The organism is Arthrobacter sp. S39 (assembly GCF_004320525.1).
Lineage (GTDB): Bacteria > Actinomycetota > Actinomycetes > Actinomycetales > Micrococcaceae > Arthrobacter.
Genome location: NZ_SIHX01000001.1, coordinates 30796 through 56535 on the forward strand (window position 1 = coordinate 30796; position 25740 = coordinate 56535).

Annotated in this window: 32 protein-coding genes; 15 read left to right on the top strand and 17 right to left on the bottom strand. The window is 65.2% G+C overall.

Annotation, left to right across the window (positions count from 1 at the left end):
• The first annotated feature begins 26 nt into the window (after nucleotides 1-26).
• On the top strand, nucleotides 27-365 hold the full coding sequence (locus EYS21_RS00125) for a hypothetical protein (RefSeq protein ID WP_207307649.1): 339 nt from the start codon (nucleotides 27-29) through the stop codon (nucleotides 363-365).
• A 60-nt stretch (nucleotides 366-425) separates the two neighbouring features.
• Here the strand turns inward: EYS21_RS00125 and EYS21_RS00130 are convergent, their stop codons facing one another.
• The 9 genes from EYS21_RS00130 to EYS21_RS00170 all read right to left on the bottom strand — a co-directional run bounded on the left by EYS21_RS00130 (nucleotide 426) and on the right by EYS21_RS00170 (nucleotide 5949).
• Nucleotides 426-1073: a hypothetical protein gene (locus EYS21_RS00130; protein ID WP_131131142.1), complete on the bottom strand. Its 648-nt coding sequence runs from the start codon at nucleotides 1071-1073 to the stop codon at nucleotides 426-428.
• Between the two features lie 11 nt (nucleotides 1074-1084).
• Nucleotides 1085-1660 (bottom strand): hypothetical protein, encoded by a 576-nt coding sequence (locus EYS21_RS00135; protein WP_131131143.1) that lies wholly within the window; start codon nucleotides 1658-1660, stop codon nucleotides 1085-1087.
• Nucleotides 1661-1754: 94 nt separating this feature from the next.
• Entirely contained in the window at nucleotides 1755-2318 is a 564-nt protein-coding gene (locus EYS21_RS00140; protein WP_131131144.1) for an RNA 2'-phosphotransferase, read from the bottom strand.
• Nucleotides 2319-2372: 54 nt separating this feature from the next.
• Nucleotides 2373-2729 carry a hypothetical protein gene (locus EYS21_RS00145; RefSeq protein ID WP_131131145.1) on the bottom strand — a complete coding sequence of 119 codons (357 nt, stop codon included), beginning with the start codon at nucleotides 2727-2729 and terminating at the stop codon, nucleotides 2373-2375.
• A 487-nt stretch (nucleotides 2730-3216) separates the two neighbouring features.
• Nucleotides 3217-3630 carry a hypothetical protein gene (locus EYS21_RS00150; protein WP_131131146.1) on the bottom strand — a complete coding sequence of 138 codons (414 nt, stop codon included), beginning with the start codon at nucleotides 3628-3630 and terminating at the stop codon, nucleotides 3217-3219.
• Between the two features lie 117 nt (nucleotides 3631-3747).
• Nucleotides 3748-3936 (bottom strand): hypothetical protein, encoded by a 189-nt coding sequence (locus EYS21_RS00155; protein ID WP_131131147.1) that lies wholly within the window; start codon nucleotides 3934-3936, stop codon nucleotides 3748-3750.
• 26 nt (nucleotides 3937-3962) lie between these two features.
• Entirely contained in the window at nucleotides 3963-5003 is a 1041-nt protein-coding gene (locus EYS21_RS00160; protein ID WP_131131148.1) for a LacI family DNA-binding transcriptional regulator, read from the bottom strand.
• Between the two features lie 117 nt (nucleotides 5004-5120).
• Entirely contained in the window at nucleotides 5121-5444 is a 324-nt protein-coding gene (locus tag EYS21_RS00165; RefSeq protein ID WP_131131149.1) for a hypothetical protein, read from the bottom strand.
• A gap of 151 nt (nucleotides 5445-5595) precedes the next feature.
• The gene (locus EYS21_RS00170) at nucleotides 5596-5949 is read right to left on the bottom strand and encodes a hypothetical protein (RefSeq protein ID WP_131131150.1); all 354 of its coding nucleotides are present in this window, start codon (nucleotides 5947-5949) and stop codon (nucleotides 5596-5598) included.
• A gap of 203 nt (nucleotides 5950-6152) precedes the next feature.
• Here EYS21_RS00170 and EYS21_RS00175 point away from each other — a divergent pair, with 203 nt between their 5' ends.
• The 3 genes from EYS21_RS00175 to EYS21_RS00185 all read left to right on the top strand — a co-directional run bounded on the left by EYS21_RS00175 (nucleotide 6153) and on the right by EYS21_RS00185 (nucleotide 8787).
• Nucleotides 6153-6434 carry a hypothetical protein gene (locus EYS21_RS00175; RefSeq protein ID WP_131131151.1) on the top strand — a complete coding sequence of 94 codons (282 nt, stop codon included), beginning with the start codon at nucleotides 6153-6155 and terminating at the stop codon, nucleotides 6432-6434.
• Between the two features lie 418 nt (nucleotides 6435-6852).
• Nucleotides 6853-8070 (top strand): MFS transporter, encoded by a 1218-nt coding sequence (locus EYS21_RS00180; protein WP_131131152.1) that lies wholly within the window; start codon nucleotides 6853-6855, stop codon nucleotides 8068-8070.
• 36 nt (nucleotides 8071-8106) lie between these two features.
• Nucleotides 8107-8787 carry an alpha/beta hydrolase gene (locus tag EYS21_RS00185; protein WP_131131153.1) on the top strand — a complete coding sequence of 227 codons (681 nt, stop codon included), beginning with the start codon at nucleotides 8107-8109 and terminating at the stop codon, nucleotides 8785-8787.
• 393 nt (nucleotides 8788-9180) lie between these two features.
• Here EYS21_RS00185 and EYS21_RS00190 read toward each other — a convergent pair whose 3' ends face one another.
• The gene (locus tag EYS21_RS00190) at nucleotides 9181-9738 is read right to left on the bottom strand and encodes a hypothetical protein (protein ID WP_131131154.1); all 558 of its coding nucleotides are present in this window, start codon (nucleotides 9736-9738) and stop codon (nucleotides 9181-9183) included.
• A 482-nt stretch (nucleotides 9739-10220) separates the two neighbouring features.
• Between EYS21_RS00190 and EYS21_RS00195 the strand changes: the two genes are divergently transcribed.
• The 4 genes from EYS21_RS00195 (at nucleotide 10221) to EYS21_RS00210 (ending at nucleotide 12576) form a co-directional block, all read left to right on the top strand.
• Entirely contained in the window at nucleotides 10221-10778 is a 558-nt protein-coding gene (locus tag EYS21_RS00195) for an alternate-type signal peptide domain-containing protein (protein ID WP_131131155.1), read from the top strand.
• Nucleotides 10779-10848: 70 nt separating this feature from the next.
• Nucleotides 10849-11460 carry a hypothetical protein gene (locus EYS21_RS00200; RefSeq protein WP_131131156.1) on the top strand — a complete coding sequence of 204 codons (612 nt, stop codon included), beginning with the start codon at nucleotides 10849-10851 and terminating at the stop codon, nucleotides 11458-11460.
• Nucleotides 11447-12082, top strand: a complete 636-nt coding sequence (locus EYS21_RS00205) for a signal peptidase I (RefSeq protein WP_242633212.1) — start codon at nucleotides 11447-11449, stop codon at nucleotides 12080-12082. The genes EYS21_RS00200 and EYS21_RS00205 overlap by 14 nt, the downstream gene beginning before the upstream one ends.
• A complete protein-coding gene (locus EYS21_RS00210) occupies nucleotides 12079-12576 on the top strand; it encodes a hypothetical protein (protein WP_131131157.1) in 498 nt (165 codons plus the stop codon). The genes EYS21_RS00205 and EYS21_RS00210 overlap by 4 nt, the downstream gene beginning before the upstream one ends.
• A 26-nt stretch (nucleotides 12577-12602) precedes the next feature.
• On the opposite strand, the gene EYS21_RS00215 is transcribed toward EYS21_RS00210, so the two are convergent.
• Complete coding sequence (locus EYS21_RS00215; protein ID WP_131131158.1) at nucleotides 12603-13670, bottom strand: NAD(P)-binding domain-containing protein; 1068 nt, start codon at nucleotides 13668-13670, stop codon at nucleotides 12603-12605.
• Between the two features lie 98 nt (nucleotides 13671-13768).
• Between EYS21_RS00215 and EYS21_RS00220 the strand changes: the two genes are divergently transcribed.
• The gene (locus tag EYS21_RS00220) at nucleotides 13769-14422 is read left to right on the top strand and encodes a TetR/AcrR family transcriptional regulator (RefSeq protein ID WP_131131159.1); all 654 of its coding nucleotides are present in this window, start codon (nucleotides 13769-13771) and stop codon (nucleotides 14420-14422) included.
• A gap of 118 nt (nucleotides 14423-14540) precedes the next feature.
• Here EYS21_RS00220 and EYS21_RS00225 read toward each other — a convergent pair whose 3' ends face one another.
• Nucleotides 14541-15647 carry a serine hydrolase domain-containing protein gene (locus EYS21_RS00225; RefSeq protein WP_242633213.1) on the bottom strand — a complete coding sequence of 369 codons (1107 nt, stop codon included), beginning with the start codon at nucleotides 15645-15647 and terminating at the stop codon, nucleotides 14541-14543.
• 448 nt (nucleotides 15648-16095) lie between these two features.
• On the opposite strand from EYS21_RS00225, the gene EYS21_RS00230 reads away from it, so the two are divergent.
• Nucleotides 16096-16668, top strand: a complete 573-nt coding sequence (locus EYS21_RS00230) for a nucleotidyltransferase domain-containing protein (protein WP_242633214.1) — start codon at nucleotides 16096-16098, stop codon at nucleotides 16666-16668.
• Between the two features lie 8 nt (nucleotides 16669-16676).
• On the opposite strand, the gene EYS21_RS00235 is transcribed toward EYS21_RS00230, so the two are convergent.
• From EYS21_RS00235 to EYS21_RS00255, 5 genes are all read right to left on the bottom strand, one after another.
• Nucleotides 16677-17585 (bottom strand): phosphatase PAP2 family protein, encoded by a 909-nt coding sequence (locus tag EYS21_RS00235; protein WP_131131161.1) that lies wholly within the window; start codon nucleotides 17583-17585, stop codon nucleotides 16677-16679.
• 95 nt (nucleotides 17586-17680) lie between these two features.
• Nucleotides 17681-18868, bottom strand: coding sequence for an MFS transporter (locus EYS21_RS00240; RefSeq protein WP_131131162.1), 1188 nt, complete (start codon nucleotides 18866-18868; stop codon nucleotides 17681-17683).
• On the bottom strand, nucleotides 18865-19407 hold the full coding sequence (locus EYS21_RS00245; RefSeq protein ID WP_242633215.1) for a Chromate resistance protein ChrB: 543 nt from the start codon (nucleotides 19405-19407) through the stop codon (nucleotides 18865-18867). The genes EYS21_RS00240 and EYS21_RS00245 overlap by 4 nt, the downstream gene beginning before the upstream one ends.
• Before the next feature lie 152 nt (nucleotides 19408-19559).
• Nucleotides 19560-20066, bottom strand: a complete 507-nt coding sequence (locus tag EYS21_RS00250) for an SRPBCC family protein (protein ID WP_131131163.1) — start codon at nucleotides 20064-20066, stop codon at nucleotides 19560-19562.
• A gap of 13 nt (nucleotides 20067-20079) precedes the next feature.
• Nucleotides 20080-20415 (bottom strand): metalloregulator ArsR/SmtB family transcription factor, encoded by a 336-nt coding sequence (locus EYS21_RS00255; protein ID WP_131131164.1) that lies wholly within the window; start codon nucleotides 20413-20415, stop codon nucleotides 20080-20082.
• 95 nt (nucleotides 20416-20510) lie between these two features.
• Between EYS21_RS00255 and EYS21_RS00260 the strand changes: the two genes are divergently transcribed.
• Genes EYS21_RS00260 through EYS21_RS00280 form a run of 5 tightly spaced genes read left to right on the top strand, consistent with a single transcriptional unit; the run spans nucleotide 20511 to nucleotide 25694 of the window.
• On the top strand, nucleotides 20511-21503 hold the full coding sequence (locus EYS21_RS00260; RefSeq protein ID WP_131131165.1) for an ABC transporter ATP-binding protein: 993 nt from the start codon (nucleotides 20511-20513) through the stop codon (nucleotides 21501-21503).
• Complete coding sequence (locus tag EYS21_RS00265; RefSeq protein WP_242633216.1) at nucleotides 21496-23127, top strand: ABC transporter permease subunit; 1632 nt, start codon at nucleotides 21496-21498, stop codon at nucleotides 23125-23127. The genes EYS21_RS00260 and EYS21_RS00265 overlap by 8 nt, the downstream gene beginning before the upstream one ends.
• Nucleotides 23124-23654, top strand: a complete 531-nt coding sequence (locus tag EYS21_RS00270; protein WP_131131167.1) for a MarR family transcriptional regulator — start codon at nucleotides 23124-23126, stop codon at nucleotides 23652-23654. The genes EYS21_RS00265 and EYS21_RS00270 overlap by 4 nt, the downstream gene beginning before the upstream one ends.
• Nucleotides 23651-24667 carry a magnesium and cobalt transport protein CorA gene (locus EYS21_RS00275; RefSeq protein ID WP_131131168.1) on the top strand — a complete coding sequence of 339 codons (1017 nt, stop codon included), beginning with the start codon at nucleotides 23651-23653 and terminating at the stop codon, nucleotides 24665-24667. Before EYS21_RS00270 ends, EYS21_RS00275 begins: the two co-directional genes overlap by 4 nt.
• 22 nt (nucleotides 24668-24689) lie before the next feature.
• Nucleotides 24690-25694: an o-succinylbenzoate synthase gene (locus EYS21_RS00280; RefSeq protein ID WP_131131169.1), complete on the top strand. Its 1005-nt coding sequence runs from the start codon at nucleotides 24690-24692 to the stop codon at nucleotides 25692-25694.
• Nucleotides 25695-25740 lie beyond the last annotated feature (46 nt).

Consider the following 25740-nt stretch of genomic DNA (forward strand, 5'->3'; position numbering starts at 1 on the left):
CCTGTTCAGCGTAAAGGGGTATGCAGGTGCAGTCGGTGCTGAAGGCATTCAATGAGTCAGGGCAAACATGGGAGGACCCCTCCGAAGATCTGCTCTTCATGCTCCTGGAGGACATTGAACGAGGCGACGAAAAGTTCTTGATAGTCGAGCGCTTGGCAGATGCGACACAGCAGACCTACATTCAGTCAGCCCGCAACGATGACGGAACGTACGTTGTTGAGTACCGTGATGGCAGTCCCCAGGAACACTTCGGGACAAATGTGGACGACATGCGATCCGCGCATGCCCTGATAGCAGCTTGGGCAATTGAGTTGCCCAAATGGAGTGAATCCGCCATCTGGAGCCGGATCCGCTTCGAAAGCTGAAGAGCAGGATCTTCTGGATTAGTGCTCGTCGCGGCACCGCGTTGTTGCTGTGTGGTGGTCCTATTGGGCCAGTCGTCTCCATCTGGCCGGTATCCAGAGGTGGGTTATAAAGAACGCGAGCAGACACCAACCCCATAGGAGTGCAGCCCAGTTGGGGGTGTGGGTCATATAATGGATGCCCTCTTCGATACCAGACTCTTTTTTGCCCGACAGGAACGCGTAGACGGTAAGGCTCCATCCGGCGAGGACGCCGGCCACGCTGATTTCCCCGTTCCTGATCCACCACCGGCGAACAGCTGGGATGAGCCGAACGGGAAGCCCTAAAACGATGGCCATGCAGACTGCTATGGCTGGGAGGATCGTGGCGGCAAGCCCCCAGACAATGAATGAGACTACGCCGTCATAGGTGATCACGGTATTCGCCAGGACGACTATCACAACTGACATAAGGACCACGCCTGCGATGATTGCTTGGGCCAGGAGCGTAAGCGCGCCGACTATGAACTTGTTTGGTTCTTCCACCTGACGGATCAGGAAGCGGAGTTCGCTCGATTGATTGAACCGGACATGTGGAGGGTATGGCGATCCAAGGCTGGGGCGGTGCCAATAGCCTGCATATGGGTCCGGGTGTTGGGCGCCCCAGGACGCCGCGGGAACGCGTTCCTTTTCAGGATCTTCATCCTGACTGCCAGTTTCAATGGGGTTCAACACAGTTGGCCTCAGGCTCTCTCTTTGGCCATCAGCAGCCACAGCAAGAATTGATCGGCTGTGGCGTCGGTGCTGTCGTGGTCCCGACTTAATGCATCAACGTCTATGGCTGTGCCTCGGACAGTAACCGTGCCGTAAGTGGGTATCGAACCGCGGCCCGCGACAATCCTGTGAGCGTACGCAGCCACCATTCGCTCAAAATCAATGTTGGTACGGAACTTTGGATCTTCAGTGCCGAATCCCATGATCACAGGCTTTTGAAACGAAACGTTGGTTCTGCCCCAAGTGAAGAACTCCCAGCGAAGGTTCGGGTGCCGGCGAATCGTCAGTTCGCCCAGGAACATAGCCATATCGTGAACGACTGAGTACCAATCCGCTAGCAACCGACCGGGCTGTTCAGGATCAAATTCCACGTTTTCGTAGAACCAACCATTGAGCTTTTGGACTGCGGAGTCGTCGACGTCCATCGTGACACCGTTGGCGTTCAGGAGTCGACCGAGCATCTCGAGCCGCTCCGCTTTCGTCTCCATGCATCGCTTGAACGCCAGCCGGGCTTCGGTTAGCGGCAGGCCGTTCAGCGGACCCATCACTCCTGGGTTGTAAAGTACGTAACCGTCCCAATCGATGCTCGTGGCACCCGCCTCCATCGGATTCCCGCATCAGTTGCGGCTACCGCTGAGGTTACCGGTCGCCCTCTGCATCTGCGACCATGACGAAACTGGCGGGGACCATATCGGCCAGCCATACCTTTTCGCCACCACGGTAGAAGGCGACACCAGCTCGGTGAGCGGCCAAGGTGTCAATCACGAGAACAACCGGGGCGGAGCTCTTTCGCAGCCCCACAAGCGTTGCCGTTTCCACGTCCTTCGACATATGCACGTACTGGCGTCCCATGGGACGCAGACCTTCTACCCGAATGGTCTCGAGGTTATTTCTCGAGGTTCCGTGAAAGAGCTCTGGGGGTGGCGCCTCAGCAGTCTTAATCACACGCGCAGGAACGCTGTGACCATAAAACGCGCGAATCCGGCCTCCTCGGATTTCATGACGACGCTTCGACGAGGTTTCGATCATTGCCTTCAAGTCTGCAGGCTCAAGTCCAACCCAGTCAGGCGATTCGCGTCGGAGCGCCTGTAGAAGGTCATCTACGGGCGTCCACCCTTCAGCATCCAACTCAAGTTCGTAAAGCCAAGGCTCGTGGCGTAGGGCATGCGACGCCGCCCGACTCAACTTCGAGAAATCAGTCATACGGTCGTGCTTTCTGAAATAGACCAACCATGTCGATACGTTGCCGCTCAGTAATCAGCGAAATTCCAGCATGTCGTCAATTGCTGAGTGAAGCCATGCTGCGAAGTCAGGAAATCCTCGGTCTCCCCGAGATTCCCATCCTGGACTAGCGAAGTCATGCACCATTGAAACTGACCCAGTTGCTAGATCCCAGCACGCCACATCATCGTTGTCCTCACGCCTGGCGAATGGAACTAACAGCCGCTTTGGGTACCGCTGCTTCATCCCTTGATATCGCGTTCGGAGCCGGTCTTCCCGTAATAGAAACCACGGCTCCAGATAAAAAATCTCCATCTCTACAAACCGTGTGAAGTCCGATGGATACTCGAAGCCGTGGGGCAACTCCTCTTTGGTAAGAAGCTTGCTGCTCACTGGTACTCCTTGGAAATTAGTGTGATTTCGGCTTCGCCCACTACCCCGGGACGTTCCATTACGTAGAACATCGCACCGGAAGCCAGGCCCTCTGAAGCATCACGCCATCGAACAATGCCACTGGCGTGGTCTGCAAATTCGCTTGTCATGGAAGCACCAGAGAGCTCTCTATTCCGTTTCCCACTCGAAGTCTCGGAAGTGCCAATCGCCGCCAACTTCGAAACGGTCGGCTATTGTCCCCGGAGGCATCGCTGCCAAGGGTGCAAGTGTCGGGTCGAGACTTACGACATGACTGATGTGCGCGGCAACGCACCCTCCAGGAGTGTTCGGGTCGTCCACTCCGTCCGCGATATTCCATCCATTGTCCGGATCATGCAGGACTTGAAGCGCTGGGCGTTCGCCCGATAGGACTGTCTTCATCACCACGGCACCGAGGCTTTCAGGGAACTGATGGTTGTAGAAGGGCCACGGCATGTCTCGAAACATCTCAGGGCTCTGCGTCATAAGAAACTTTGTCGATCGTGTCGTCCGAAACCAGGACCACTCTGATGGACGCGGCATGGAGGTCAATCGTGCCCAGATCTCCTTCCACGATGTAACGGTTACCGACGATGACGAGGGCATCGATGTTGCCGTAGTCGATCGACCCGTCGGGGTCCTGCGACGGCCGGAACGCGAGCTGCCCTGTCCAGTTCAGGTCAGTAACGCCTTCGAACACTAAGACGCCCTTCCGGTAGCAGTGTTGCTCTCCGGGAAGAGCCGAAGCATAGGAGGGGTGTTCCGGGGTGAGGACAAATTCCGCGGTGATGGCAAGCTGGCCGCGGCTCGCTTGGATGTCCAACACGTAGCTGTCTTCCAGGTAAAGATCTTTAAGGACCTCATGATCAAAATAATCGCCCACCCGATGCTCCTCCCCGACTGCCGGCCCCGCCGAAGAACATTCTAGGCACCAAGTACACGACCTCCAGACGAGGGGGTCGATGGCTGCAATTACGGTGTTCCTGCATTTGTCAGTTCGCTAGTCGGGCAAATAGGGAATGGTGTTCATAAGCTTGGCAAGTTCGGCTTGCATTCGACGGAGTTCTGATCGTTCAACACCTACTCGCGTCGAGAACTCCCGGTCGTCCACCGCCTCGAGCGTCTCGCGTATGGTTCCCCAGAGGACTTCCAGCTCATCTACGGTAAGCGTCAGCTTGACTTCCGTCACGGGTTCATTCGGATCAAACTCTATTTTCAAAGATCTACTTCCACATTCTGCGGCTTGCTGGCTCGTGCCGCAGGTCCTGCGCCGGTTGAGGCGCGGTACTCGATGGTGGGCGCAAGGCGGACAACCGAGTGCTCCGCTGACTTGTCCGCAATCCGCTTGGTCAGCAGCTCAGCCGCTGTTGCTCCTACCTGGAAGGCGGGCTGCCGGACCGTGGTGAGCTGCGGTTCGAACAGGTCCGCGTAGGCGAAGCCGTCGAACGCTGCGAAGGCAATGTCCTCCGGCATCCGCAGGCCCCGCTGTTGGATCTGGCGGAGCGCCGCGGCGGCCAGGACGGTGCTGCAGGCGATGACGGCAGTGGGCGGTTTGGCTGCTGACAGTGCTGCCGAGATCCCGGCGTCAGTTCCTTCAGGGTCCGCTGCGATGACCGCCAGCTGGTCCGCCTTCCGGACGCCCGCCGTCGTCATGGCTTCCTCGAAGGCCTCATGCCGTTCGTGAAGGGTGGCAACCCTGGTGTCCCCAGCGACCAGCAGGATCCGCTGGTGGCCCTGCGATACGAGGTGTTCCACCAGTTCCATGATGGGCTGGCGGTTCTCGACTCCCACCTGGTCGAACGGGTCATCGGACAGCCGGTCCATGAGCACCAGGGGTGTGTCGTAATTCGCGAACTCCGCGAGGGCGTCGGGGCCGGAGCCGGCGGCGCGCGCCAGGATCAGCCCGTCCACTCGGCGCTCGAGGAGCGCCTGGACGGCCCGCGCCTCGCGTTGCGGGTCTTCGGCCGAATTGGCGAGCAGCAACGTGATGCCCTGGCTGGCGGCCGTTTCCTCCACGCCCCGGATCATCTCCGCGAAAGCCGGCTCGCCGCCGTCGGAAACTATGAGACCGATGCTGTCCGTCCTGGACCGCCGCATGGCGCGGGCCAGGGCGTCCTGCCGGTAAGAGGTGTCCTGGATGGCCTTCAGGACGCGCTGCCGCGTCTCGTCGTTCACATGCCGGGTTCCGTTGAGGACGTGCGAAACGGTGGAGATGGAAACGCCGGCAAGCTTGGCCACTTTTACCATCGTCGTCATCGTCGCCGCCCTCGGAGAATCGTTTACGCGAACGTTTCGCATAGCCTCCGCCAGTTTACAGACGGGCCGGGACGGACGGCGCAAGGCCCCGACCTGAGTGGCGGTGGGCGGGCCGGGTCAGGCGGCGAGCAGCTGGCTCCTGGTGGTGTCGTTGTGCCGCGGCGGGAGAACGCTGAGCGTGCAGTAGGTCTGCTGCGGATCGATGATCCGTGGCAAGTGGTGGGTCCGGGAGCAGTCCTGGAGCTGTTCCAGCGCTTCCGGATCAACGTGCGCTTTGGTGATGTCCAGCTCCAGGTCCAGGCCGTCCTTCAGGGCGTTGGCGCGTTTCACCACGACGTAGAGGGCCTGGATGCTGTGGACGGTGACGTGGCCCTGCGCGAGGACCTGGGCACGGGCGTGGTCGAGGTCCACGCGGACAAGAATGCTGAGCTTATCGGTCAAAATGTACTGCCTTCCCCTGGTTTGGCTGCGACGCTGCAGCCTTTACCCTGGGCTCCTGCGACGCTGCAGTCGAACCCCGGGTGGCTGCGCCATTGCAGCCTCACCAAGAGTAGGCAGCTTATGTGACCTGCGCAACACTTCTGCCAAGTTGTTACAAAGATGCCTCCACACGGTTGGTCAGGCCGCCGGCCAGTTCCGGTGCTGCCGCCATGGACCAGCGCTGGCTTTCCGGCTCGAAGCTGACCACAACAGACGCCACGGCGATCTTGGCCTCGTCGATGGCGAGCAGCAGGGCGTCCTCAAGATGCCGGGCATATTCGAGCCGGTCGGACAGCGAGCCCTGAAGGTCGCTATCGTCGATGAGGACGTGGCCCTTGCCTTGCACGATGACCTTGAGCGCAAACCCCTGCTCCTCGTGCAGCGACCCGCGGGTTGATGCTATTTCAGTGACACTTTCCGCGCGGATCAGGCTGTTGCTGATGGAGCGGAGCCATACGTCCCCCATAAAACCCTCCCTATTGGTTTGTGGAGAACAGGTAGCAGCGTCCCCCAAGGCAAACGGTAGTCCTCAAATGGCTTCTTGTGACCCCCCTAAATTCCGGGCAAAATCTGCGGCCCGTCCCGCGGCACGACTAATACTGTGGAAATGCGGCTTACTCTGCGGGAATTGCGCTGTCTGGGCGTTGCCGCGCGGGCGGATCATGAGACATGGGAAAGCACAGCAGCCCCGGACCTGTAGATGGTGCGAACGTGAACGGCGGCGCTCCGCCGGGCTCACTGGTCCTGCCGGACCAAATAGTGGTCTTCGTCCACGGCACGGGCAAGGCATTGAAGGGCGGGACGCCGCAGGAGTGGGGCCAGCCCCGGGTGTCGAGGCTGCACCGCTCCGTCGACAGGGTGGGGAACCATGTGGAACCGCCGCTGGTCACTCTCAGTACCGACGCCGTCGGGGACGCCTCAATTAGCGGGTCGCCGGCCCCCTTGGGATAGGCGGCGCGACCATGCAGACCACCACCTGCGAGTCGTGCTTGGCCGGTGAGGCGTGACGGGCCGGCACAAGTTTAAGAGGGGGGATTTTTCCGCAGGTATTGCCGGAAGCCAGCACGGCTGATGACTTCCGGCGGCGTGGCTCCGGCCGTTGGACGGAACGGGTTCTCCATGGCGGAAATACTCGCCACGCTACAGGTGAATATGGGTGAATTTGGTGAATTTGGTATTTCGGGTGAATTTGAGTCGCAGAAGATAGCCAGACCTCCGCCGGGTTACGCGACGGCTCATGTGACAAGATCCTGCACGAGCAGCTGCTGCCCACTTGCGGTTCGAAACGTCAATGGCTGTGACGGATCACCGGTCAGCCATGTGACGTTCCGGCCGGGGGAGTGAGGGCCCGAGTCATAGGATAAATCTGATGACTTCGCCCGATGATCCCCAGCCGTTCAGCCTCCGCAGCATCGCCGTCGCCGCGTTTGGACCCACACTGCTGTTCGGGATCGGCACCGGGGCGGTCATGCCCGTCGTCGCACTGTCCGCCCGCGACCTGGGCGCGTCGGTGGCGGTTGCCGCGCTGATCGTGACCCTGATCGGGCTGGGATCCTGGTTCTTCAACCTGCCCGCGTCCCTGGTGACATTGAAGTTCGGCGAACGCTGGTCGATCGTCGGCGCGGCTGCTGCAGCTGCGCTGGCGCTCGTGGCTGCCGCGCTGGCACCGCAGCTGCCGGACGGCATCTGGCTGCTGGCCGCCGCGATGCTGGTGGTGGGCATGTCCTCCAGCGTCTTTGGCCTGGCCCGGCAGAAATACCTCACCGAAGCCGTGCCGCTCCACTACCGGGCCCGGGCGCTGTCCACCCTCGGCGGCGTGAACCGCATAGGCGTCTTCATCGGACCCTTCGCCGGCGCCGCCGTGATCCAGTTCGCGGGCCTTAGCGGCGCGTACTGGGTGGGCGTGGTCGCGATGGTGGGGGCCGCGCTCCTCTCCGTGACTATCCCGGACCTGGAGGTTCCCGCACCCAAGCCGGGTGCCGACGTCGGTCCCCAGCCGACGCTTCGCAGCGTCGCCGTTTCGCACGCCGGGGTCTTCCTTAGCCTGGGCGTGGGCATTCTGCTTCTCAGCGCTTTGCGGTCCTCCCGCCAGGTGGTCATCCCGCTCTGGGCCGACCACCTGGGCATGGACGCCACGCAGGCCTCCCTGATCTACGGCATCTCCGGCGCCATCGACATGCTGGTGTTCTATCCCGCCGGCAAACTCATGGACCGCCGTGGACGGCAATGGGTGGCCATCCCGTCCACCGCGATCATGGGAACGGCCCTGCTGCTCATTCCCCTGACGGGCGGATTCACCGGCCTGCTCCTTGCCGGCATGCTCATCGGGTTCGGCAACGGCATCAGCTCAGGCCTGGTGATGACCCTCGGCGCCGACTTCTCGCCGGACCGCGGCCGCGGCCAGTTCCTGGGCCTGTGGCGGTTCATGGCCGACGCCGGATCCACCGGCGGGCCGCTCCTCCTCTCCGGGGTGACCGCACTCGCAACCCTGGGCGCGGGGGTCTCAGCCACCGGCGTCCTGGGGTTCGCGGCGGCCGCCGTGTTCGCCGTCGTGATTCCCCGCCTCAAGCACCGCCGCAACTACTGAGCCCGGCAGCGCACCCAAAGCGGCTATCCTCAACAGATGGGTGACGACGCCGGGCTGCTGCAGAAAGGCCTGTGGTGGGCGCAGGACTACGCCTATGCCGCGGGCTGGCAGGTGCGCGGCATTCTGTCCCGTACCCAGCCCGGATCCTTCCACCAGGGGCACCTCAGTCCCGTGGTGATCATCCCCGGCGTCTACGAAAACTGGCAGTTTATGCTGCCCGTCATCCACGCTATCCACGACGCCGGGCATCCCGTCCATGTGGTGACCATGCTGCAGCGGAACAAGCTGGACGTCCCCATCGCCGCGCGGCTGGTGGCGCAGCACCTCGAGGAGGCGGGCCTGACGGACGCGTCGATCGTGGCGCACAGCAAGGGCGGCCTGATCGGCAAATACGTCATGCTGGCCCTGGATCCGGAGCAGCGGGTCCGGCGCATGATCACGGTCTGCACGCCGTTCTCCGGATCGCGGTACGCCCGCTACCTGCTGATGCCCAGCCTGCGGATCTTCTCGCCGCGGAACGCCCTGACCCGGCAGATGGCGCGTGAGGAGACCATCAACAGCCGGATCAGCTCCATCTACGGTGTGTTCGATCCGCACATCCCGGAAGGCAGCGTCCTGCCCGGGGCCACCAACATCCAGCTGCCCTCCGCCGGGCACTTCCGGATTCTGGGGGAGCCGGCGACGGCGCGGATTATTGTGGAGCAGCTGCGGGGCTAAGCGTCTGGGGACGTTTGCGACGGCGGAGCGTCAGGTGGTGGGGGCCAGCGGTGTCTGGGGGCGGATGGCCCGGTCTCAAAAGACCATCCCACCGCCGGCCCCGGTTTGAACCCGGTATGAACGTGTCGGTCGCCGGGAAACCTGTGGATATGACCGGTGCGGAAAAACCCTGGCGGACATCGCTGCGTTGGGATGCCAGCCCGACCCTCCGTACCGGTCCCCATCATTCAAGCCCTCCTGCGCTTCCTACGCACGAGTAGCCTGTACTCGCTTTTTGTTTGCCGGGTACGCGGGCTGCGGGGCCCTTTGCTAAGTGGCCTCCCGCGGGCCAGCCGGGTGCTGGTGGGGCATCCGGCTGGTGGTTTGCGGGGTTCGGAAGGGATTACGGCGGCGTCAGCAGGTCAGCGCCACCGTGCTGCCGAGCCCGTTCGGGTTGCTCGCCGAGCAGGTGAAGATCACCGTTCCCGGAGGCTGCTCGATGACGAGCGATATCGAGGTGACAGTCAGAACCGGGTTGACGCCGGTCCAGTTGTTGTTGGCGCAGCCCGCCTGGGCAGCGGTGACTGTTCCCGGGGCGCTCAGTGTTGCGGGGTTGGTGACGAGGGTGAGGTTCCCGTTCTTGATAGCGTCGCTATCGATGAAGGTGGGGGCCGTCGCCGGGCCCACCAGGACTTTGTTCTGCCCGGGGGCGACGTTGCCACCCTGGTTCTGGCATTGGTAAACGGCGAAGCCGCTCACGGTGACCGTGGCGAGCAGATCGTCGTTGCCCAGGCCGGCAAGAACCGTCCGGCAGGTGGTGGAACTAGTTGACCCTGTCTGGGTCACGGTACAGACCGGCTCTCCGTTGCGCTTGAAGTGCGGGTTTGCTGCCTGGGCTGCGGACACGCCGGTCATGAAGAGAACCAGCGCGGCCACGACGAGCATGAGCAATCGACGGATGTTGACTTTCATTGTGTACAACCTCTTAGCAAGGTGTGGGTTTCCATCGGTGGATGGAGCGGTGATGTGTTTTCGGCGGGAACTCCAACGTGGAGGCCCCGGGAGGATGGGCCGATCCGTTTCCCAGATAGCGGGGCCGAAACGCGGCGCCTAACGGCAGAGAGCGTGGGCGCCAACACCAAAGGCGATCTCAGTAACCTGCGCCGTTGCAGGTATCTTCGGTTGCCGATTCAAGACTACGCCGGGTCCATATGAGGGTCCATGGCCGTACTTTATTGCAGGGCCCTGTTCTTCCCTGCGGGTCTACCGTCCGGCCATTGGCGGCCAGTTCGACCAACGACTGGATATAAAAGCGCAGGTCAGGTGCCAGTTGAAGCGTCAAATATCTTGAGCAAACATTGACTAATTCCCCCCATAAGTCCTGATCGAAGGCGTGCATTGTTGCTTTCAGCAGTACAAAACAAGCACGCAAAAGTCTGAGGGGACAAAACATCGTGAAAAACACCACACTCATCAAGGGATCCGCGGCAATCGCACTGGGCGCAGCACTGCTGCTGGGCGGCGGCGGCACACTGGCTAACTGGAACGCAGCTGCCACCCAGACGCCGGGCACCATCGTTGCCGGCGACCTGAACGTCGTCAACGGCGCAGGGGTCTGGAAGGACCGGCTAGGCGTCGATATCACCGCCAAGATTGCCAACAACACTTACCACGTTGTTCCGGGCGACCTGCTTACGTTCACGCAGGACCTCAACGTCACGCTCGTCGGTGACAAGATGGCCGCAACGATCGCCACCTCCGGCATCAGCGCGACCAACGGATTCACTGCCGCAAACAACGTGGTGGTTTCCGCTCCGGTCCTGACTGTCGGCGGCTCGGCTGTTTCCAACCCGCTGCACCCGACGGGTTCAACCCAGACGGTCACGTCGACCATCACGTTCGAATTCAAGGCAACCACCGCGGGCCGCGCCGACGTCAGCGCAACCTACAACTTCAACAATGTCGGTTTCACCCTGACCCAGGTCAACACCGCGAATGACGGTCTGTCCTAGTCTGAACTAGGCGGCTGGCCCACCGGCCAGCCGCCCATCAGGACATTTAAGGACCAGACCAGGAGGAACAATGCGGATCCCGCGGATGCTGCGGGCCGGTGCGCTCATCGCAGCGGCGGTGGTCCTGGGGCTGCTGGCAGTCCAGGGCACCTACGCCCTGTGGAACGCCGGCACCTCTACAGCTCCGGGAACCGTAACCTCCGCATCGTTTGACGTCGCCCTCACCGCGAGCCCCTCCGGGCAGGCCAGCAACATGAGCCTTTCCGGAGGGACCGCAGCGACAATCAACCTCGTCCAGTCGGCCACCATCACGCCGGGAACCTCCGTGTACGCCAGCGTGGCGGCCGCCAACAACAGCAACGCCGGCGGAACGTTCAACACAACCGTCACTGTTGACCAGGCAACACTGGCCAACGTCAATGGCGGTTCGCTGGCGCAGTACCTGACGGTCAGCGCCAAGAACGTCGCAACCGCTGCCGAATGCAGCACCCTGACCGGGTATGCCACCCTCACGTCGGCAGGACTGACGTCCGCTTCCGTTCCGAAGGCAGCGAGTACCGTTCTTTGCTTCCAGGTCAGCATGAGTTCAACCGCCCCAGTCTCAGTGAAAGGTCAAGCCGTGAACATCTCACTGCCGATCACCGCACGACAGCTTTGCGGGGTGCCAAGTGGCTGCGCCTGACCTGATGGCGCGTGAGGCGCCTGCCGACTCAGCACCTCAACCCGCTGCCGCACGCCCCGCAGGCGTGGCGCCAGCCCGCCGTCGGCTCTCCGCCGTCGGCAAAATCCTGAACATGGTGGTCATGATGGTCGCCGTTTTCGCGGCCCTGGTCCTGATCATCATTCCCAAGGCGACGGGCTCGCAGACCTATACCGTGCTGACCAACTCCATGGCACCCAAGTACGTGCCCGGAACCTTCCTGGTGGTCAAGCCGGCGGAGTTCGCCGAACTCAAGTACGGCGACGTGGTGACCTTCCAGATGTACTCCGGCCGGCCCGACGTCGAAACCCACCGGATCGTGGGCTTCGGGGCAACCCAGGAGGGGGAGAAGACCCTCATCACCAAGGGCGACAACAACGGCGTCAACGATGCCGATCCCGTGCGTGAACTGCAGGTCAAGGGCCAGCTGTTTTACGCCGTCCCGTACGTCGGATACTTGGCGAATGCCCTGGGCAACGCCGACCGCAACCTGTGGACCGCCCTGGCCGCAGCCGGGCTGATCGGGTACGGAGGGCTCCTGGTGTTCAAGGGTCTGCGGAACCGCTCGCGTTCACAGAAGTCAGACGTCGGGGCTTCGGTGTGAAAACGCTGTTGCGGATGCCTGGGGCTGCTTTGGCGGTGGGCGCGTTTGTGCTGACCGTTCTCCTGGGTGCCGGGGCGGTTTCGGCCTCCGCCCTCTGGCAGCAGTCGGCAACGGCCACGATGTCCGTCACCGCCAACGGCGCGTGGCCGGGCCCGGCGATCACGTCGCTCACCTGCACGAACGACAGCCCGCAAAGAATTGCCACGCTCACAGTTACCGTTCCGGCGACGGCAACCGTCACGTACGCCGCACTTCAGGCAAACGGCACGTACGGCACCAGCTATTCCGGGATTTCAGGTCTCTTGGGGATGACTCCCGGATACATTGTCCTGACGTCAAACCCGAACCTGGCCCTGGCGTCCCAGATCGTCAGGGACAACCCTGCCGGTCCATTGACGGTGCGTGTCACGGCGACGTACCCGGACCAGACGGCGGCCCACCTGAACATCATCCTGAACAACAGCACGTCCAACGGCAAGATCATCTGCCCCTGACGCCGGTGCCGGGCAGGCCTTAGCGCTCAGGCCCGGGAGCTGGCTCCTTGGGCCGCCCTGATCCTCAGCAGATGTTCCACCACGTACTCCGCATCCCGGCCCACGCCGCCCACGATCCCTGAGGTCAGGGCGTACTGGAACGGCATGCCCACGAAGTACAGCCCCGGCAGTTCCGGAACCACGCCGCGGCTGGTGGCCGGCCACCCGCCGTCGTCCGTCGGGAGGCCCTCGATCCAGCCGAAGTCGGGCCGGAACCCGGTGGCCCAGATGACGGTACCCACGTCAGGTGGGACGTCTGCGGCGCTGCTGATGCGGGGGAGCTGAACGGCACCTGCCCGCTCGACGTCCTCGATTGATACCCGGATGAGTGGTGCCCCGTGCTGGTGGAACCGGGCCGCCACTTTGCGCCCCGGCTTGGTGTCCAGGGTCAGCAGCGAGTTCACCAGGCGCCAGTACAGTGGCCCGGCGAAACGGAACACGGCGTCGGGGATGTGCTTGGTGGGCGTGCCGGCGAGATACACGGTTCCGGCCAGCCGGTTCTGCGCCAATTCCAGGGCGATCTCGGCGCCCGACGTTCCCGCGCCCCCCACCACCACGCCGCCCTCCGGAATGCCCGACGGGCCGCGGTACTGGCTGCTGTGGAGCTGCGTGATGCCGGAATCCAGTTCCTGTGCCACCGCCGGGATGTTGGGGGTGGAATTGGCGCCCGGCGTGGCAATGACGTTCCGTGCCAGCAACTCCCCGGCGCTGGTCTGCATCTCGAAAACGCCGTCCCTGCGGCGGACCGAATGGACGCGGATTCCTGTCCGGACCGGCAGTTGGAACTGCTGCGCATAACTTTCCAGGTAGTCCGCGAAAGCGTCCTTGCCGGGGTAGCTGCCGCCTGCCGCCGGGAACTTCAGGCCGGGTAGAGAACTGTAGCGGGCCGGGGTGAAGAGCCGCAGCGAATCCCACCGTCGGCGCCAGACGTCGCCCACGCGGTCCGCGCCGTCCAGGATGCCGAAGTCCGTCCCTGACGGTTTCAGGTAGTAGCCCGCGGCGAGGCCTGACTGTCCTGCCCCGATGACCAGAACGTCATAGATGTGCGAATCCATGGCCGGCTCCTTCGCCTGATCCGGGGCGCTTCCTCTGCGGCCGCCCTGCGGATTTCACTAGAATAGCATTCTAGTGAGTGGAGGAATAGTCTAGGTTTATGACCGCTTCAGCCGATGCGTCCGCCACCCACTCCGCTGTTCCCAAACCGAGCCGCCGCGCGGTCCAGGCGGCGGACACCCGGGCCCTGATCGTGTCGGTGGCCGGGCGCCTCTTCGCCGACCAGGGGTACGTGCCCACCACCATCGAGGCCATCGCATCGGAGAGCGGCGTGGCACTGCAAACCGTCTACAACTCAGTGGGGAACAAAGCGGCGCTGCTGTCCGCGGTACTGGACGCTGCGGCGTCGGGCCCCCACTCGCCGTCGAACGTCCTGGAACTGATGCGGCAGCGGACGGCGGACGCGCCCGACTTCTACGCGCTTATCGCCGTCCTGGCCGACTGGTTTGTGGAGGTCCACCGGCGCACCGGACCGGTAGTGGCGGTCATCGCCCAGGCCGCCGCCGTCGACCCCGCCGCCGCGAAGCTGCAGTCGGACCGGGCGCTGCAGCGGCTGGAACGGTACGGCGAGGCGGCCGCCGCGGTGCGGACCCACGGCGGGCTGCGGTCCGGAATGTCCGACGCCGATGCTGCCGCCGCCATCTGGTCGCTCGGCCACCCGCAGACGTACCGGACGCTGGTGGGGGAGGCCGGCTGGACCGTGAAGGCCTACCGCGGCTGGCTCCTGCGCTCGCTGTCCGCGGCGCTCGCGTAACGGGGCAAATCCGGTTTGAAGCCCAGCCCGTCACGGTTGCCTGGATAGGACCGACAGCAGGAGGGTGAGTCTGGCCGCCCGTCAGTCCAAGAATGCCCCGGCGGACGGTGGTGTCTAGCTAGCACATGCTCATGGCTGTCTGCAGAATAGCGTCCTCCATCTCCGGGACGAGCGGAGGCGCGTCTGCGACGTTCAGTTCCCGGGGCGGAAGCACAGTAGCTACCGTAGCCTGCTGCTGCCCGTCCACAGAGGAAACGGATTGGACACTGTACGGGCCTCCGCCCCCGGACACGAAGACATGGCGTGTGCCCGGGCAGATGTCATCGCTTGGACGGATGCCACCCAAAGGAAACAGCTCGGCCTCCATCATGCTCTTCCACGTCTCCTCGCGGATGAGCCGCCCCGTGGTGAGCGCCGCCACGAATCTGCTCAGGTCTTCAACCGTTGAAATGACCCCGGAATCAGCCGACCCGGCAACCGCGTCAATACGCGTGAAGTCGCGCCTGTTCCCGGACTCCAGCACGTATCCATGCAGCATGGGCTCGGGCGGCAGCCCTGCCACCGCCAAGTGGGTGTTGCCCATTCCCGCCGGCTCAAACACATCCTTGGCGAGAACCTCTTCGAGTCCCTGGTTGTGTTTGCGTTCCAGCAGCCAGCCCAGCACTTCCCAGTCCGTTGCAGACCACGCAAAATAGGACACCGGTCCCGGCGGCAGGTCCACCCCGGCCGCAATCCTGAGCCGTTCCTCGAAGGTCAACGGGCGGGTTTGGAGCTCGTCCAGGCTCCTGGATTCAATCAGGGGTGGAAAATAGTCGGGCAGACCGGAAGTACTGCCCAAAAGGTCCCGCACCGTGACCCGGTCCCACGCCGGGAAGATGGCCGTAAACTCGGGCAGATGAGCGGAGACTGGGTCACCCAGGCCCACGGCGCCGGCCTCCACCAGCTTCATCACGGACACGGCCACCATCGGCGTCCCCGCCCCGATGATCCACGTTTTGTCCGCTGGGACCGCCTTCTTGTTGGACTCCAGGTTATTCACCCCGGTGGCCCTTAGCTCCTCCTGGTCTCCATTCCGCACATGGAAGACCACAGCAGGCGCACCGTGTGCGGACGCGTCGTCGGCAAAAGCTTCCAGGGCCGCGGAAAGCTTCGCAGGCGGGGTTGTGGCTGTTTCGTCAGGGGTCACGTACGTGCACCCCGAAAGTACAAGAGCTACAGCCACCATTGCGGCGTTCCTTTTCACCACAGAACCGGGATTCCATGCATTATCTGGGCGGTGGCCAGCGAACAGGTACTTGGACCAATTGGCGCTGGGGCGGTCGGACCTCCCGCACCTGTTACAGCGCCGGAACCCGTCTTCGAAACTGGTTTCTGCCAGCCAGCGGTGGCCAATATTGAGCCTGCACACCAGAGCCCGGACCATGACCACTCCTCTCCGAAACTGTGGCGCCCAGCCCACTTCCAATCATGTTCCTGCAACCTTCGATTGGATCCTTTGGGAACCTGAGCAGCACCTAAGTTTGCATGGCTTTGACTGCTACATCGACCAGAGACTGAATATCCACTTTCGTGCATTTATTTTTACTTTTGTGTATATAGACTTACAATAGTGTATCCGGAGGTGTTTGATGAGATTTCAGAATCCGCTCACGGCAATCAGTCCATCACTCGACATGGGCGTGCTCTACGTCCTGGGTCGAGCGGAGGCGGCTTTTACTGCGCCCGGCATTCAGAAGCTCCTCCCCGAAGCTGGTTCCCTCGCCGGAGTCCGCAAGGCACTGCAGCGGCTCACTGAGCAGGGCATAGTTCTCGACGAGGTTGTGGGCAGAACGCACGCTTACCGGCTCAACCGCGAGCATTTGCTGGCGGACGCGATTCTGGCAATGGCCGCAGCCAAGTCGGTTCTCATCGACCGCATCCGCAACGAGATCGATTCCTGGGATTTCGTCCCGGCCAGCGTGGTCCTCTTCGGTTCCGCCGCTAGGAACGACATGCGAACCGACAGCGACGTGGATATTTTCATCGCGTTGCCGGACGAAGTGGACGATGACCTGGCGGATGCGAGGATAGCCACTTTGGCCGCGAGGATAGCCGCCTGGACCGGAAATGATGCCCGGCCGCTGGTCTACAGGACAAGCGAAATTTCCGCCGCACCGGTGTTCGACTCAATTGCCCGGGACAGTTTGAACATAGTGGGCGACGCGGATTGGCTGCGCAAGATGGTCCGTAAAAGTAGGGTCGCCTGATGAAGCCGTCAGCGCTTCGGTGAGTCCCGCCGTCGTGCGGCATAAGCGAACAGCGACGTGGTGGCTACCGTGGCCAGGTACCCGGCGATCACGATGAGGGCGATGCCCGCCCAGAAGTAGTTGGTGGTGCTGGTTTCCTGGGCCGGGCCGGGCGCGATCCTGGCCAGCGAATACACCGCGACGCCGGCCGCCGCCAGGCCGATCATCACCGGCAGGGTCAGCCAGATCTTGGCCGACCCCACATGCCTGCCGAAGCCGTCCCACACATTCCAGGCCCCGCCGTGCCGCAGGATCAGCCAGCCGGCGGGGATCATGAACGCGCCCACCAGCAGGAACGCGGCCACGACGTCGGCGGGCCGGTGCCACTGGTTGATCAGCGTCGATACGCCCGACGCAATCGCGAACGTGCCGCCCACAAAACCGGCCATCGGGCGCCAGCGCGGCGACGCCATCAGGAACACGGCCGCGGCAGCGGAGGCCGCCAGCGTGGTGTGCCCGGACGGCAGCGAATTCAGCTCCAGCGTGATGACGCCCTTGTCCGGGCGGGCCGGCAGCACGTCCTTGAGCACCTGGGTGGCCACGTTCGCGCCGATGCACGCGGCCACGGCGATCCCCGCAGCAGTCCAGCGGCGCCGGATCACCGTGACAAACAGGACCACGACAGCGGCCATCACCAGGGAGATGGTGGGCAGCCAGTCCAGGAACTCGGTGGCAGCCTTGCCGGCGGGGCCGTGGATGTCCACGGCTTCAACCAGCGCGGATTCGTCGATGAACTGGCCCGTGGTGGTCTGGACGAAGTAGTAGTACGTGGCGATGAGTCCCACGATGCAGGCCAGCGTGGCGAAGGCGAACATAAAGCCGGTGCCCGGGGCGGGGCGCAGCTGGGTCCGGGCCGGGGCCTGTCGTGAAAAGGTCATCGGTTAAGGGTGTCACAGAAAACTGGGAGCGCGCTTCACCCAACTGGGTAGCGCCAACTGTCGTTATGAAGGGTCAAAACGGCAGATAGCGCTACCTACTTGGGCGGGGGCGGGTTCACCGGGGCGAGGCGGGGGAGGCTGGCCGCGGCGATCAGCAGCGCCAGGGCCCCGAGGCCAAACGGCAGGGCAGTCAGCGTGGCGACCCCGCCCACCAGCAGCGGCCCGCCGGCGTCGCCGAGTTCCCGGCCGAGTTCGGCGGAGCCCATGGTGCGGCCCATCCGCTCCGGCGGCGTGGTGTCCGCCAGGTGCGCGAAACCAAGGGGCGTAGCCGCACCCACCCCGACGCCGATTGCCGCCGCGGCGACGAAGATGGTGACCGGTCCCGGGGCTACCGCCAGCAGCGCGACGCCTGCCGCGATGAGGAGGAGTCCCGCCGTCGTGCCCTGGTTGTCGGTGATGCCGTTCCGGTCGCGCAGCCTGCCGATCCGCGGCTGGGTCAGGACAGAGCCGAGAGCGAGCAGGCTGACAGCGGCCGTGCCCGCGACGGCGTCCAGGCCGTGCCGCGTGGCAAGCGCAGGGAGGAAGCCGACGGCGGCACCGAGCGCCGCCGTCGACGCTGCCAGTACCAGCGTGGGGACCAGGAACCGGCGCTCGCCGATCTGGCGTGCGAGGTCCAGCACGGTGTAGCGCTGGCGGGGGAGGGGTTCCAGGTGCGGCACGGCCAGCAGGACCCACACTGCCGTGGCCGCCGCGAGTGCCGACAGGGTGCCGAACAGCAGGGCGAACCCGCCCGCCCAGATCAGGCCTGCCCCCAGCAGCGGCCCGATGATGTAGCCCAGGCTCTTCCAGGACCCGTACCGGCCGAAGTACGTGCCGGCTTTCCCGCCGCGTGCCATCCGGGCCACCACGGCCGAGGACGCCGGCGAGAACGCGGAGGCGGCGGCACCCTGCCCGAGCCGTGCCAGCGCCAGCATCAGCGGGTCCGCGGCCCAGAGACCGATCAGCGACAGCGCGGCGAAGGCCACGAGGCCGCCGACGATCACGGGCTTGGCGCCGATCCTGTCGCTCAGGGCGCCGAAGACAGGCTTGAGGAAGACCTCGGAGACGTCGTACAGGGCCAGGAGGATGCCCAGGTTGAGCAGCGTCAGGCCGATGTTCCCGCTCTGCGCGCCAAGGCCCGCGGCGATGCTGTGGGCCCCGAACGCGGTGACGAATCCGGCGGCATACAGCGGGGCCGACGATGAGCGGGTGGCGTGTGCGTGCGTGGTGCCTGTGGTTGTCATGAGTGCACCTCGCCGTAAACGAGGGCGGCGAATCCGTCCAGGGCTTCTGTGCAGCCGGCGAGGCTCTGGTCGGCGCTGGCGGCTTCCGGGCTCCCGAAAACGTCCTTGCTGCGGATGGCCCGGAACCAGCGCCGGAGCCGGTCCAGGCTCTGCTCCTCTTCCTCGAGCTCGGCCAGGGTGAACTTCTGCTTGGCGATTTCCTTGGCAATCTCGTCCGTGAACTTGCCGCAGTCCGCGGTGAACTCCGCCCACTCGTCCGCGCGGGCGGCGGCGAACAGCTCACGGAGCCGTGCCGCGTCGTCGTCGTCCCGTCCGGTGGTGAGCAGGAGCAGCTCGCCGCTGCCGGCTCGGGCTAGCTCCTTGGCCTTCCCGGCACCCTCGCGGCAGGCGGGAACATCCGGCGCGGTCCAGGCGCCCTGGCCGATGGGGACAGCGCCGAAGCGCCGCAGCTCGCGCCACACAGCCACCCGGTGCCGGGATGGCTCCGAGGGGACCTGCACGAGCATTACCAGCCAGGAAACCTGTTCAAGGGAAGTCACACGTTGAATTGTAACAACTGTTACAAGTTCTGCCGTGCGGGAGGCCACCCTCCGCCTGGAAAGTCCACTGCAACGCGGGGTCACTTCCGGCCCAATGATCTTCGTTTATCGGGCCGGAAGTGACCCCGCGTTGCTTTAAGAAAGGGCGAGCGTCAGGCCAGTGCCGCCGCCAGCTCCTCGATGATCTCGAACTGCTCGCGCACGCCGCCTTCCATGCCGGACTGCGCAATCATGTCCCGGACTTCCTTGCTGCCCGCGTCGGTGCGGATCCGCACTGTGGTGGCGCCGCCGTCGGCCTCTTCAAAGGTGACCGTGTTGACCACTGCGCCCTCCTCGCTGTCGGTTGCCGCGCCCGGCATCTCCATGACTTCCGTGTTGACGATCCGTTCGTTGGTCACAATCTCCCGGTACGTGCCGTGGAAACCCACCTCGAATTCGCCGTGCGCCACCATCACGTACCGCCAGGCGCCGCCCACTCGGAAGTCCATCTCCGCCACCGTCATCTCGCCGCGCCGCCCGGGCCACCAGCGCCGGACGAGCTCCGGCGTGGTCCAGGCCCTGTAGACGAGGTGCCGGGGTGCGTTGAGTGTGCGGGTGATCAGGATTTCCTCGTCACTGGGGAAAGTGACGTCCATGGTGCCGCTGCTTGTCTGTGCCATTGCCCTGCTCCTTCTAGTTTTCCTGCTCTTTGAGGTCCTCCAGCACGTCCTCCAGGAGATCGAAGCGCTCCTCCCAGAGGTGCTGGTAGCTGGCAACCCAGTCGTGGATCGGCTTCAGCGCCTGCGGATTCAGCCGGTAGACGCGCTGCCGGCCTTCGTCGCGCACGTCCACCGCACCCACCTCGCGCAGCACCCGCAGGTGCCGGGAGACGTGTGGCTGGGCCAGACCGAGGATTTCCACGAGTTCGTTGACCGGCCGTTCGCGTTGGGCGAGGGCGTCCAGGATTTCCCGACGGCGGGGCTCAGCCACCGCGTTGAACGTATCTGCCGTTGTTGCTGCCCGTGCCATGACAAAATTATATACCCATATGGATATGCATTGGAAGGAGTGGGCGAAGCATTTGCAGTATTCACAAATTTGTGAATCTGAGTAATGTTCGAAGTATGGAGACCATCATCCAGACCGTTGATTTGCACAAGCACTTCGGCCGCGTCCGGGCCCTTGACGGACTCGACCTTGACGTCCAGCGGGGGGAGATCCACGGATTCCTCGGCCCCAACGGCGCCGGCAAATCCACCACCCTCCGCATCCTGCTGGGCCTGGCGAAGGCCACGTCCGGCACGGCCAGCGTCCTGGGCCTGGACCCGTGGACGCAGTCCGTGGAACTGCACCGCCGCCTGGCCTACGTCCCCGGCGACGTCCGGCTCTGGCCCAACCTGTCCGGCGGCGAAACCATCGACCTGCTCTCGCGCCTGCGGGGCGGCACGTCCGGCCGGACGCAGGAGGGCCGGGACTACCGGCAGCGCAAGGCACGGCTCTGCGGCGCCTTCGACTTCGATCCCGGCAAGAAAGGCCGCGCCTATTCCAAAGGCAACCGGCAAAAGGTCGCGCTGATCGCCGCCCTGGCCACGGACGCCGAGCTGTACCTCTTCGACGAGCCCACCAGCGGCCTTGACCCGCTCATGGAGGCGGTCTTCCGCAGCGAGGTGCTCGCCGCCGTCGAACGTGGCGCCACCGTGCTCCTCTCCAGCCACATCCTCTCCGAGGTGGAAGTGCTGTGCCACCGCGTGAGCATCATCCGCGCGGGCAGGATCGTGGACGGCGGGACGCTCGACTCGCTGCGCCACCTCACCCGCACCGAGGTTTCCTTCGCGGCCAACGGCCTGGACACCCGTGCCCTGGCCGGGCTGGGCGCCGTCCATGAACTGACGTCCGACGGCGGCCGGGTCAGGTTTGGTGCCGACTCGGACCGGATCGCGGAGGTGCTTCCGGCACTCGGTGCCCTGGGCGTGCAGGGACTGACCATCACGCCGCCGTCGCTGGAGGAGCTGTTCCTGCGCCATTATGGTGACGCCTCCGTGGCCGCCGGGGCAGCCGGGGGAGAGCCCGAGCACGCCCGGCACCGGCACCTGCTCGGCGCGAGGGGCCGTGACTGAGGTGGCTACGCTCCGGATCCTGTGGGGCCAGCGGCTGCGCCGTGACCGCTGGCAGCTGGCCATCTGGGTGCTGGGCATCGGCGCCCTGGCACTGTTCTCCGCCACCGCCATCCACCAGACCTACGGCGACGATTCCAGCCGCGCCGAGATCCTGCAGGTGGCCCTGGCCACCCCGGCCATCCTGATGCTCCGTGGCCTGGCCCGCGGGGCGGGCATCGGCGCCTTCACGTTCTTCCAGATCTTCTCCTTCCTGGCCCTGCTGGCCGGCATGATGAGCACGTTCCTGGCCGTACGCCACTCCCGGGCCGAGGAGGAAACCGGCAGCGCCGAGCTGATCGCCTCCACCCCGGCAGGCCGCCTGACCCCTGCGGTGGCCACGGTCCTGCACGGGACCGCGGCGAACGTCCTGGTGGCCCTCGCGGTGTTCGCCGGCTTCACGGCGGCGGGGCTTGATCCTGCCGGTGCCCTGGTCGCGGGAGCCGCCACGGGCGCCGTCGGGCTGGCCTTCCTGGGCGTGGGCCTCCTGGTGGCGCAGCTGATGGGGACGTCCCGCGGCGCGAACGGGTTCTCCGCGGCACTGGTTGTCCTCGCGTACGTCCTGCGGGGCATCGGGGACGCCACGGGCACGCCCGACGCCGGCGGGACGGTCATGACGGCGGGCCCGGCCAGCTGGTTCTCACCGATCGGCTGGGGTCAGCAGACGTTCGCGTTCACCGGTGACCGGTGGTGGCCGCTGCTCCTGCCGCTGGCGCTTGCCGCCGTCAGCCTCGGAGCCGCCTGGGTCCTCCTGGAACGGCGGGACAGCGGCGCGAGCGTCTGGGGAGCCCTTCCCGGCAGGGTGGCCGCACGCCGCGGATTAAACAGCCCCTTTGCACTCGCCCTCCGGCTGCAGGCCGGGTCGATCATCGGCTGGAGCCTGGGCGGCCTGGCGGGGGGACTCCTGACCGGCTCGCTCGGCAGCGCGATCGCCGCCGTCGACCTGGCCGACAGCAGTGCCACCGCGGTGCTTCGTGCAATCATCCAGTCCCAGGGGGCGTCGCTGACCCAGATCATGATCTCGGTCCTGTTTTCGATCGTCGGGGTCCTGGCCGCCGCCTGCGGACTCCAGGCTGTCCTCCGGCTGCGCCAGGAGGAGGCGGCAGGCACCGCCGAACTGCTGCTCGCCGCCCCGGTCAGCCGGATCCGCTGGCTCACCGGCTACCTGCTGCTGGGCACGGCCTCGGTGGTGCTGGTCATGTTCCTCGCGGGGCTGGGCGCCTGGGTTTCCCTGACCGGATCGGGCGACACGTCCATGGACGTGTGGGCCGTATGGGAAACCGCCGCGGCCCAGCTTCCCGCGGCCCTGATCTACCTCGCCGTCCCGGCGCTGGTGTTCGTCCTCTGGCCGGCGGCGACCATTGCCGCAGGGTGGGCGCTCCTGGGGGCCGGTGTGGTGATGGGCATCTTCGGCGGCATGGTGGGACTTGACCAGGGCATCCGCGACCTCTCGCCGTTCACCCACACCCCCGTGCCCAACGGTTCGACGACGGACTGGAGCGGCGCGTGGTGGATGCTCGCCATCGCTGTCCTCGCCGCCGTCGTGGCCGTCATTGGCATGCGGCGGCGGGAAACGGGGACGGCATGAGGGCCGGGGAAGCCGAGGTTAACGCCGCGGCGGAAAAGGCCGCGGCGGCCTTCGCCGCGGCCGGCTTCCCCAAGATGCCTGCCAGGGCACTGATGGCCCTGGTCTCGTCCGAGGACGGGAGCCTCACAGCGGCAGAGCTCGGGGACCGGCTGGGAGTGAGCGCCGCGGCGGTGTCCGGCGCCGTCCGGTACCTGCAGACCGTGGGCTTCGTCCACCGGGTCTCCCAGCCCGGCAGCCGCCGCGACCTGTACGCGCTTTACGACGACGAGTGGTACGTCGTCTCGATGCGGAAGAGCCCCATCTACCAGAGCCTCGCAGCCCTGACCGACGCGACGGCGGAGGCGCTGCCGGCAGGATCCGCCGCCCGGTCCCGGGTGACCGAAATGGGCAGCTTCTACCGCTTCCTCGCGGCCAGGATGCCCGCAGTCCTCGACGACTGGGAGCGTCAAAGGGCGGGCGGTTCCCGCGGGGTTTCATCCGGCGAGGTTCCGTCCGGCGAGGGACTGTCGAAAGGAGGCACGGCATGACCATCATCGACAACGCGGTATACGTGGACGGGCTGCGGACCGCGGACCCGGAAGGCCTCGACGAGACGTACTTCGTCCTCCGGCAGCGCGAAGGAATGGCGTGGATCGGCATGTACCGGCCCGACGCCGTCGAACTCCGGTCCGTGGCCGAGGAGTTCGACCTCAACCCGCTGGCCGTGGAGGACGCGCTCGCCGGCCACCAGCGCGCCAAGCTGGAGCACTACGGCGAATGCGTGTTCCTGGTGCTGCGGCCCGCCCGCTACCTGGACGACGTCGAGAAGGTGGACTTCGGCGAGATCCACGTGTTTGTCGGCGCCGATTACGTGGTCACTGTCCGGCACGCGGAGTCCCCGGACCTGGCGAGGGTCCGGCGCCGGATGGAGGCCATGCCGGAGTTCCTCGCCCTGGGTCCGGATGCGGTGTTGTACGGCATCCTGGACCAGGTGGTGGACGAGTACGAGCCCGTTGCCGCGGGCCTGGAGAACGACGTGGACGAGATCGAGGACGACCTCTTTGGCGCCGACCCCGACGTCTCCCGCCGGATCTACGAACTCTCCCGCCAGGTCATCACGTTCCAGCGCGCCACCAGCCCGCTCGTGGGAATCCTCCAGGTCCTGATGAACGGGACGCCGGAACGCACGCCCGGGCCGGAACTGCAGGACCACTTCCGTGACGTGCTGGACCACGTGCTGCGGCTCAACGAGCGGGTGGCGTCGTTCCGGGCGCTGCTGCAGAACGCCCTGGCGGTCAACGCGGCCCTCGTGGCGCAGCGGCAGAACGATGAGATGCGCAAGCTCACCGAATCCAGCTTCGCCCAGAGTGAGCAGGTCAAGCGGATCTCGTCCTGGGCCGCCATCCTGTTCGCGCCGACCCTCGTGGGCACCATCTACGGCATGAACTTCACTTCCATGCCCGAGCTGAACTGGGTGTTCGGCTACCCGTTTGCCCTGGGCCTGATGCTGGCCATGGGGCTGGGGCTTTACCTGACGTTCAAGCGCAACAAGTGGATCTAGCCGCCCCGGTAGGCTGAAAGGCATGCCTGTTTCCGTCCCTTCCCTCGACGAACTGCTCGCCACTGCGCACGTGGTGAGCCTGCCGATGCGGGTGAAGTTCCGCGGCATCATGGAGCGCGAGGCGCTGCTGCTGCATGGTCCTGCGGGCTGGGGCGAGTTCTGCCCGTTCCCCGAATACAACGACGCCGAGGCCTCCCGCTGGCTCGCCGCCGCCGTCGAGGCCGGCTGGCAGGGCTTCCCGGCCCCGCTGCGGACCGTCATCCCGGTGAACGCCACGGTGCCTGCCGTTTCGGCTGAGCGCGTGCCGGAGGTGCTGGCCCGGTTCGGCCGGGTGGACGCGGTCAAGGTCAAGGTGGCCGAACGCGGGCAGACGCTCGACGACGACGCCGCCCGGGTTGCCGCCGTCCGTGCAGCGCTGCCCGACGCCGCCATCCGCGTGGACGCCAACGGCGGCTGGGACGTGCCTTCCGCAGTTGAGGCACTGACCCGGCTCGCCGCCGTCGGCCTTGAATACGCCGAGCAGCCGGTGCCCACCATTGAGGGCCTCGCCGAGGTGCGCACGCGGCTGCGGGCCGCCGGGACCCCCGTGCTGATCGCGGCCGACGAAAGTGTGCGCAAGGAATCCGACCCCCTCCGCGTGGCGCGCGCCGGCGCGGCCGATCTGCTGGTTGTTAAGGTGGCGCCGCTCGGGGGAGTGCGGCGCGCCCTGGACATCGTGGCGCAGGCCGGGCTTCCCGCCGTCGTGAGTTCCGCCCTGGATACGTCCGTGGGCATCCGCGCCGGGCTGGCGTTGGCAGCGTCGCTGCCGGAGCTGCCGTATGCGTGCGGGCTGGGGACGGTGTCCCTGTTCGAGTCGGACATCACGCTGGATCCGCTGGTGGCCGACGACGGCGCCATCCGCCTCCGCGACGTCTCCGCCGACGCCGGGCTGCTTTCGCGCTATGCGGCGTCGGCGGACCGCCGGGACTGGTGGCTGGCGAGGCTGGCAAGGGTCCACGCCCTCCTCACGGCATCGGTTGCTCCGTAACGGGCCCTTTTGCGGCTCCAAAAGGGCCCTAACGGAGCAATCGGCG

Bases quoted from the DNA above. Each gene is read 5' to 3' on its own strand.
- EYS21_RS00220 (WP_131131159.1), top strand. From the start codon at position 13,769: ATGACCGCTTCAGCCGATGCGTCCGCCACCCACTCCGCTGTTCCCAAA.
- EYS21_RS00140 (WP_131131144.1), bottom strand. From the start codon at position 2,318: ATGACTGATTTCTCGAAGTTGAGTCGGGCGGCGTCGCATGCCCTACGC.
- EYS21_RS00250 (WP_131131163.1), bottom strand. From the start codon at position 20,066: ATGGCACAGACAAGCAGCGGCACCATGGACGTCACTTTCCCCAGTGAC.
- EYS21_RS00225 (WP_242633213.1), bottom strand. From the start codon at position 15,647: ATGGTGGCTGTAGCTCTTGTACTTTCGGGGTGCACGTACGTGACCCCT.
- EYS21_RS00230 (WP_242633214.1), top strand. From the start codon at position 16,096: ATGGGCGTGCTCTACGTCCTGGGTCGAGCGGAGGCGGCTTTTACTGCG.
- EYS21_RS00240 (WP_131131162.1), bottom strand. From the start codon at position 18,868: ATGACAACCACAGGCACCACGCACGCACACGCCACCCGCTCATCGTCG.
- EYS21_RS00160 (WP_131131148.1), bottom strand. From the start codon at position 5,003: ATGACGACGATGGTAAAAGTGGCCAAGCTTGCCGGCGTTTCCATCTCC.
- EYS21_RS00200 (WP_131131156.1), top strand. From the start codon at position 10,849: ATGCGGATCCCGCGGATGCTGCGGGCCGGTGCGCTCATCGCAGCGGCG.
- EYS21_RS00215 (WP_131131158.1), bottom strand. From the start codon at position 13,670: ATGGATTCGCACATCTATGACGTTCTGGTCATCGGGGCAGGACAGTCA.
- EYS21_RS00270 (WP_131131167.1), top strand. From the start codon at position 23,124: ATGAGGGCCGGGGAAGCCGAGGTTAACGCCGCGGCGGAAAAGGCCGCG.
- EYS21_RS00185 (WP_131131153.1), top strand. From the start codon at position 8,107: ATGGGTGACGACGCCGGGCTGCTGCAGAAAGGCCTGTGGTGGGCGCAG.
- EYS21_RS00280 (WP_131131169.1), top strand. From the start codon at position 24,690: ATGCCTGTTTCCGTCCCTTCCCTCGACGAACTGCTCGCCACTGCGCAC.
- EYS21_RS00275 (WP_131131168.1), top strand. From the start codon at position 23,651: ATGACCATCATCGACAACGCGGTATACGTGGACGGGCTGCGGACCGCG.
- EYS21_RS00170 (WP_131131150.1), bottom strand. From the start codon at position 5,949: ATGGGGGACGTATGGCTCCGCTCCATCAGCAACAGCCTGATCCGCGCG.
- EYS21_RS00255 (WP_131131164.1), bottom strand. From the start codon at position 20,415: ATGGCACGGGCAGCAACAACGGCAGATACGTTCAACGCGGTGGCTGAG.
- EYS21_RS00260 (WP_131131165.1), top strand. From the start codon at position 20,511: ATGGAGACCATCATCCAGACCGTTGATTTGCACAAGCACTTCGGCCGC.
- EYS21_RS00180 (WP_131131152.1), top strand. From the start codon at position 6,853: ATGACTTCGCCCGATGATCCCCAGCCGTTCAGCCTCCGCAGCATCGCC.
- EYS21_RS00135 (WP_131131143.1), bottom strand. From the start codon at position 1,660: ATGGGTCCGCTGAACGGCCTGCCGCTAACCGAAGCCCGGCTGGCGTTC.
- EYS21_RS00175 (WP_131131151.1), top strand. From the start codon at position 6,153: ATGGGAAAGCACAGCAGCCCCGGACCTGTAGATGGTGCGAACGTGAAC.
- EYS21_RS00190 (WP_131131154.1), bottom strand. From the start codon at position 9,738: ATGAAAGTCAACATCCGTCGATTGCTCATGCTCGTCGTGGCCGCGCTG.
- EYS21_RS00235 (WP_131131161.1), bottom strand. From the start codon at position 17,585: ATGACCTTTTCACGACAGGCCCCGGCCCGGACCCAGCTGCGCCCCGCC.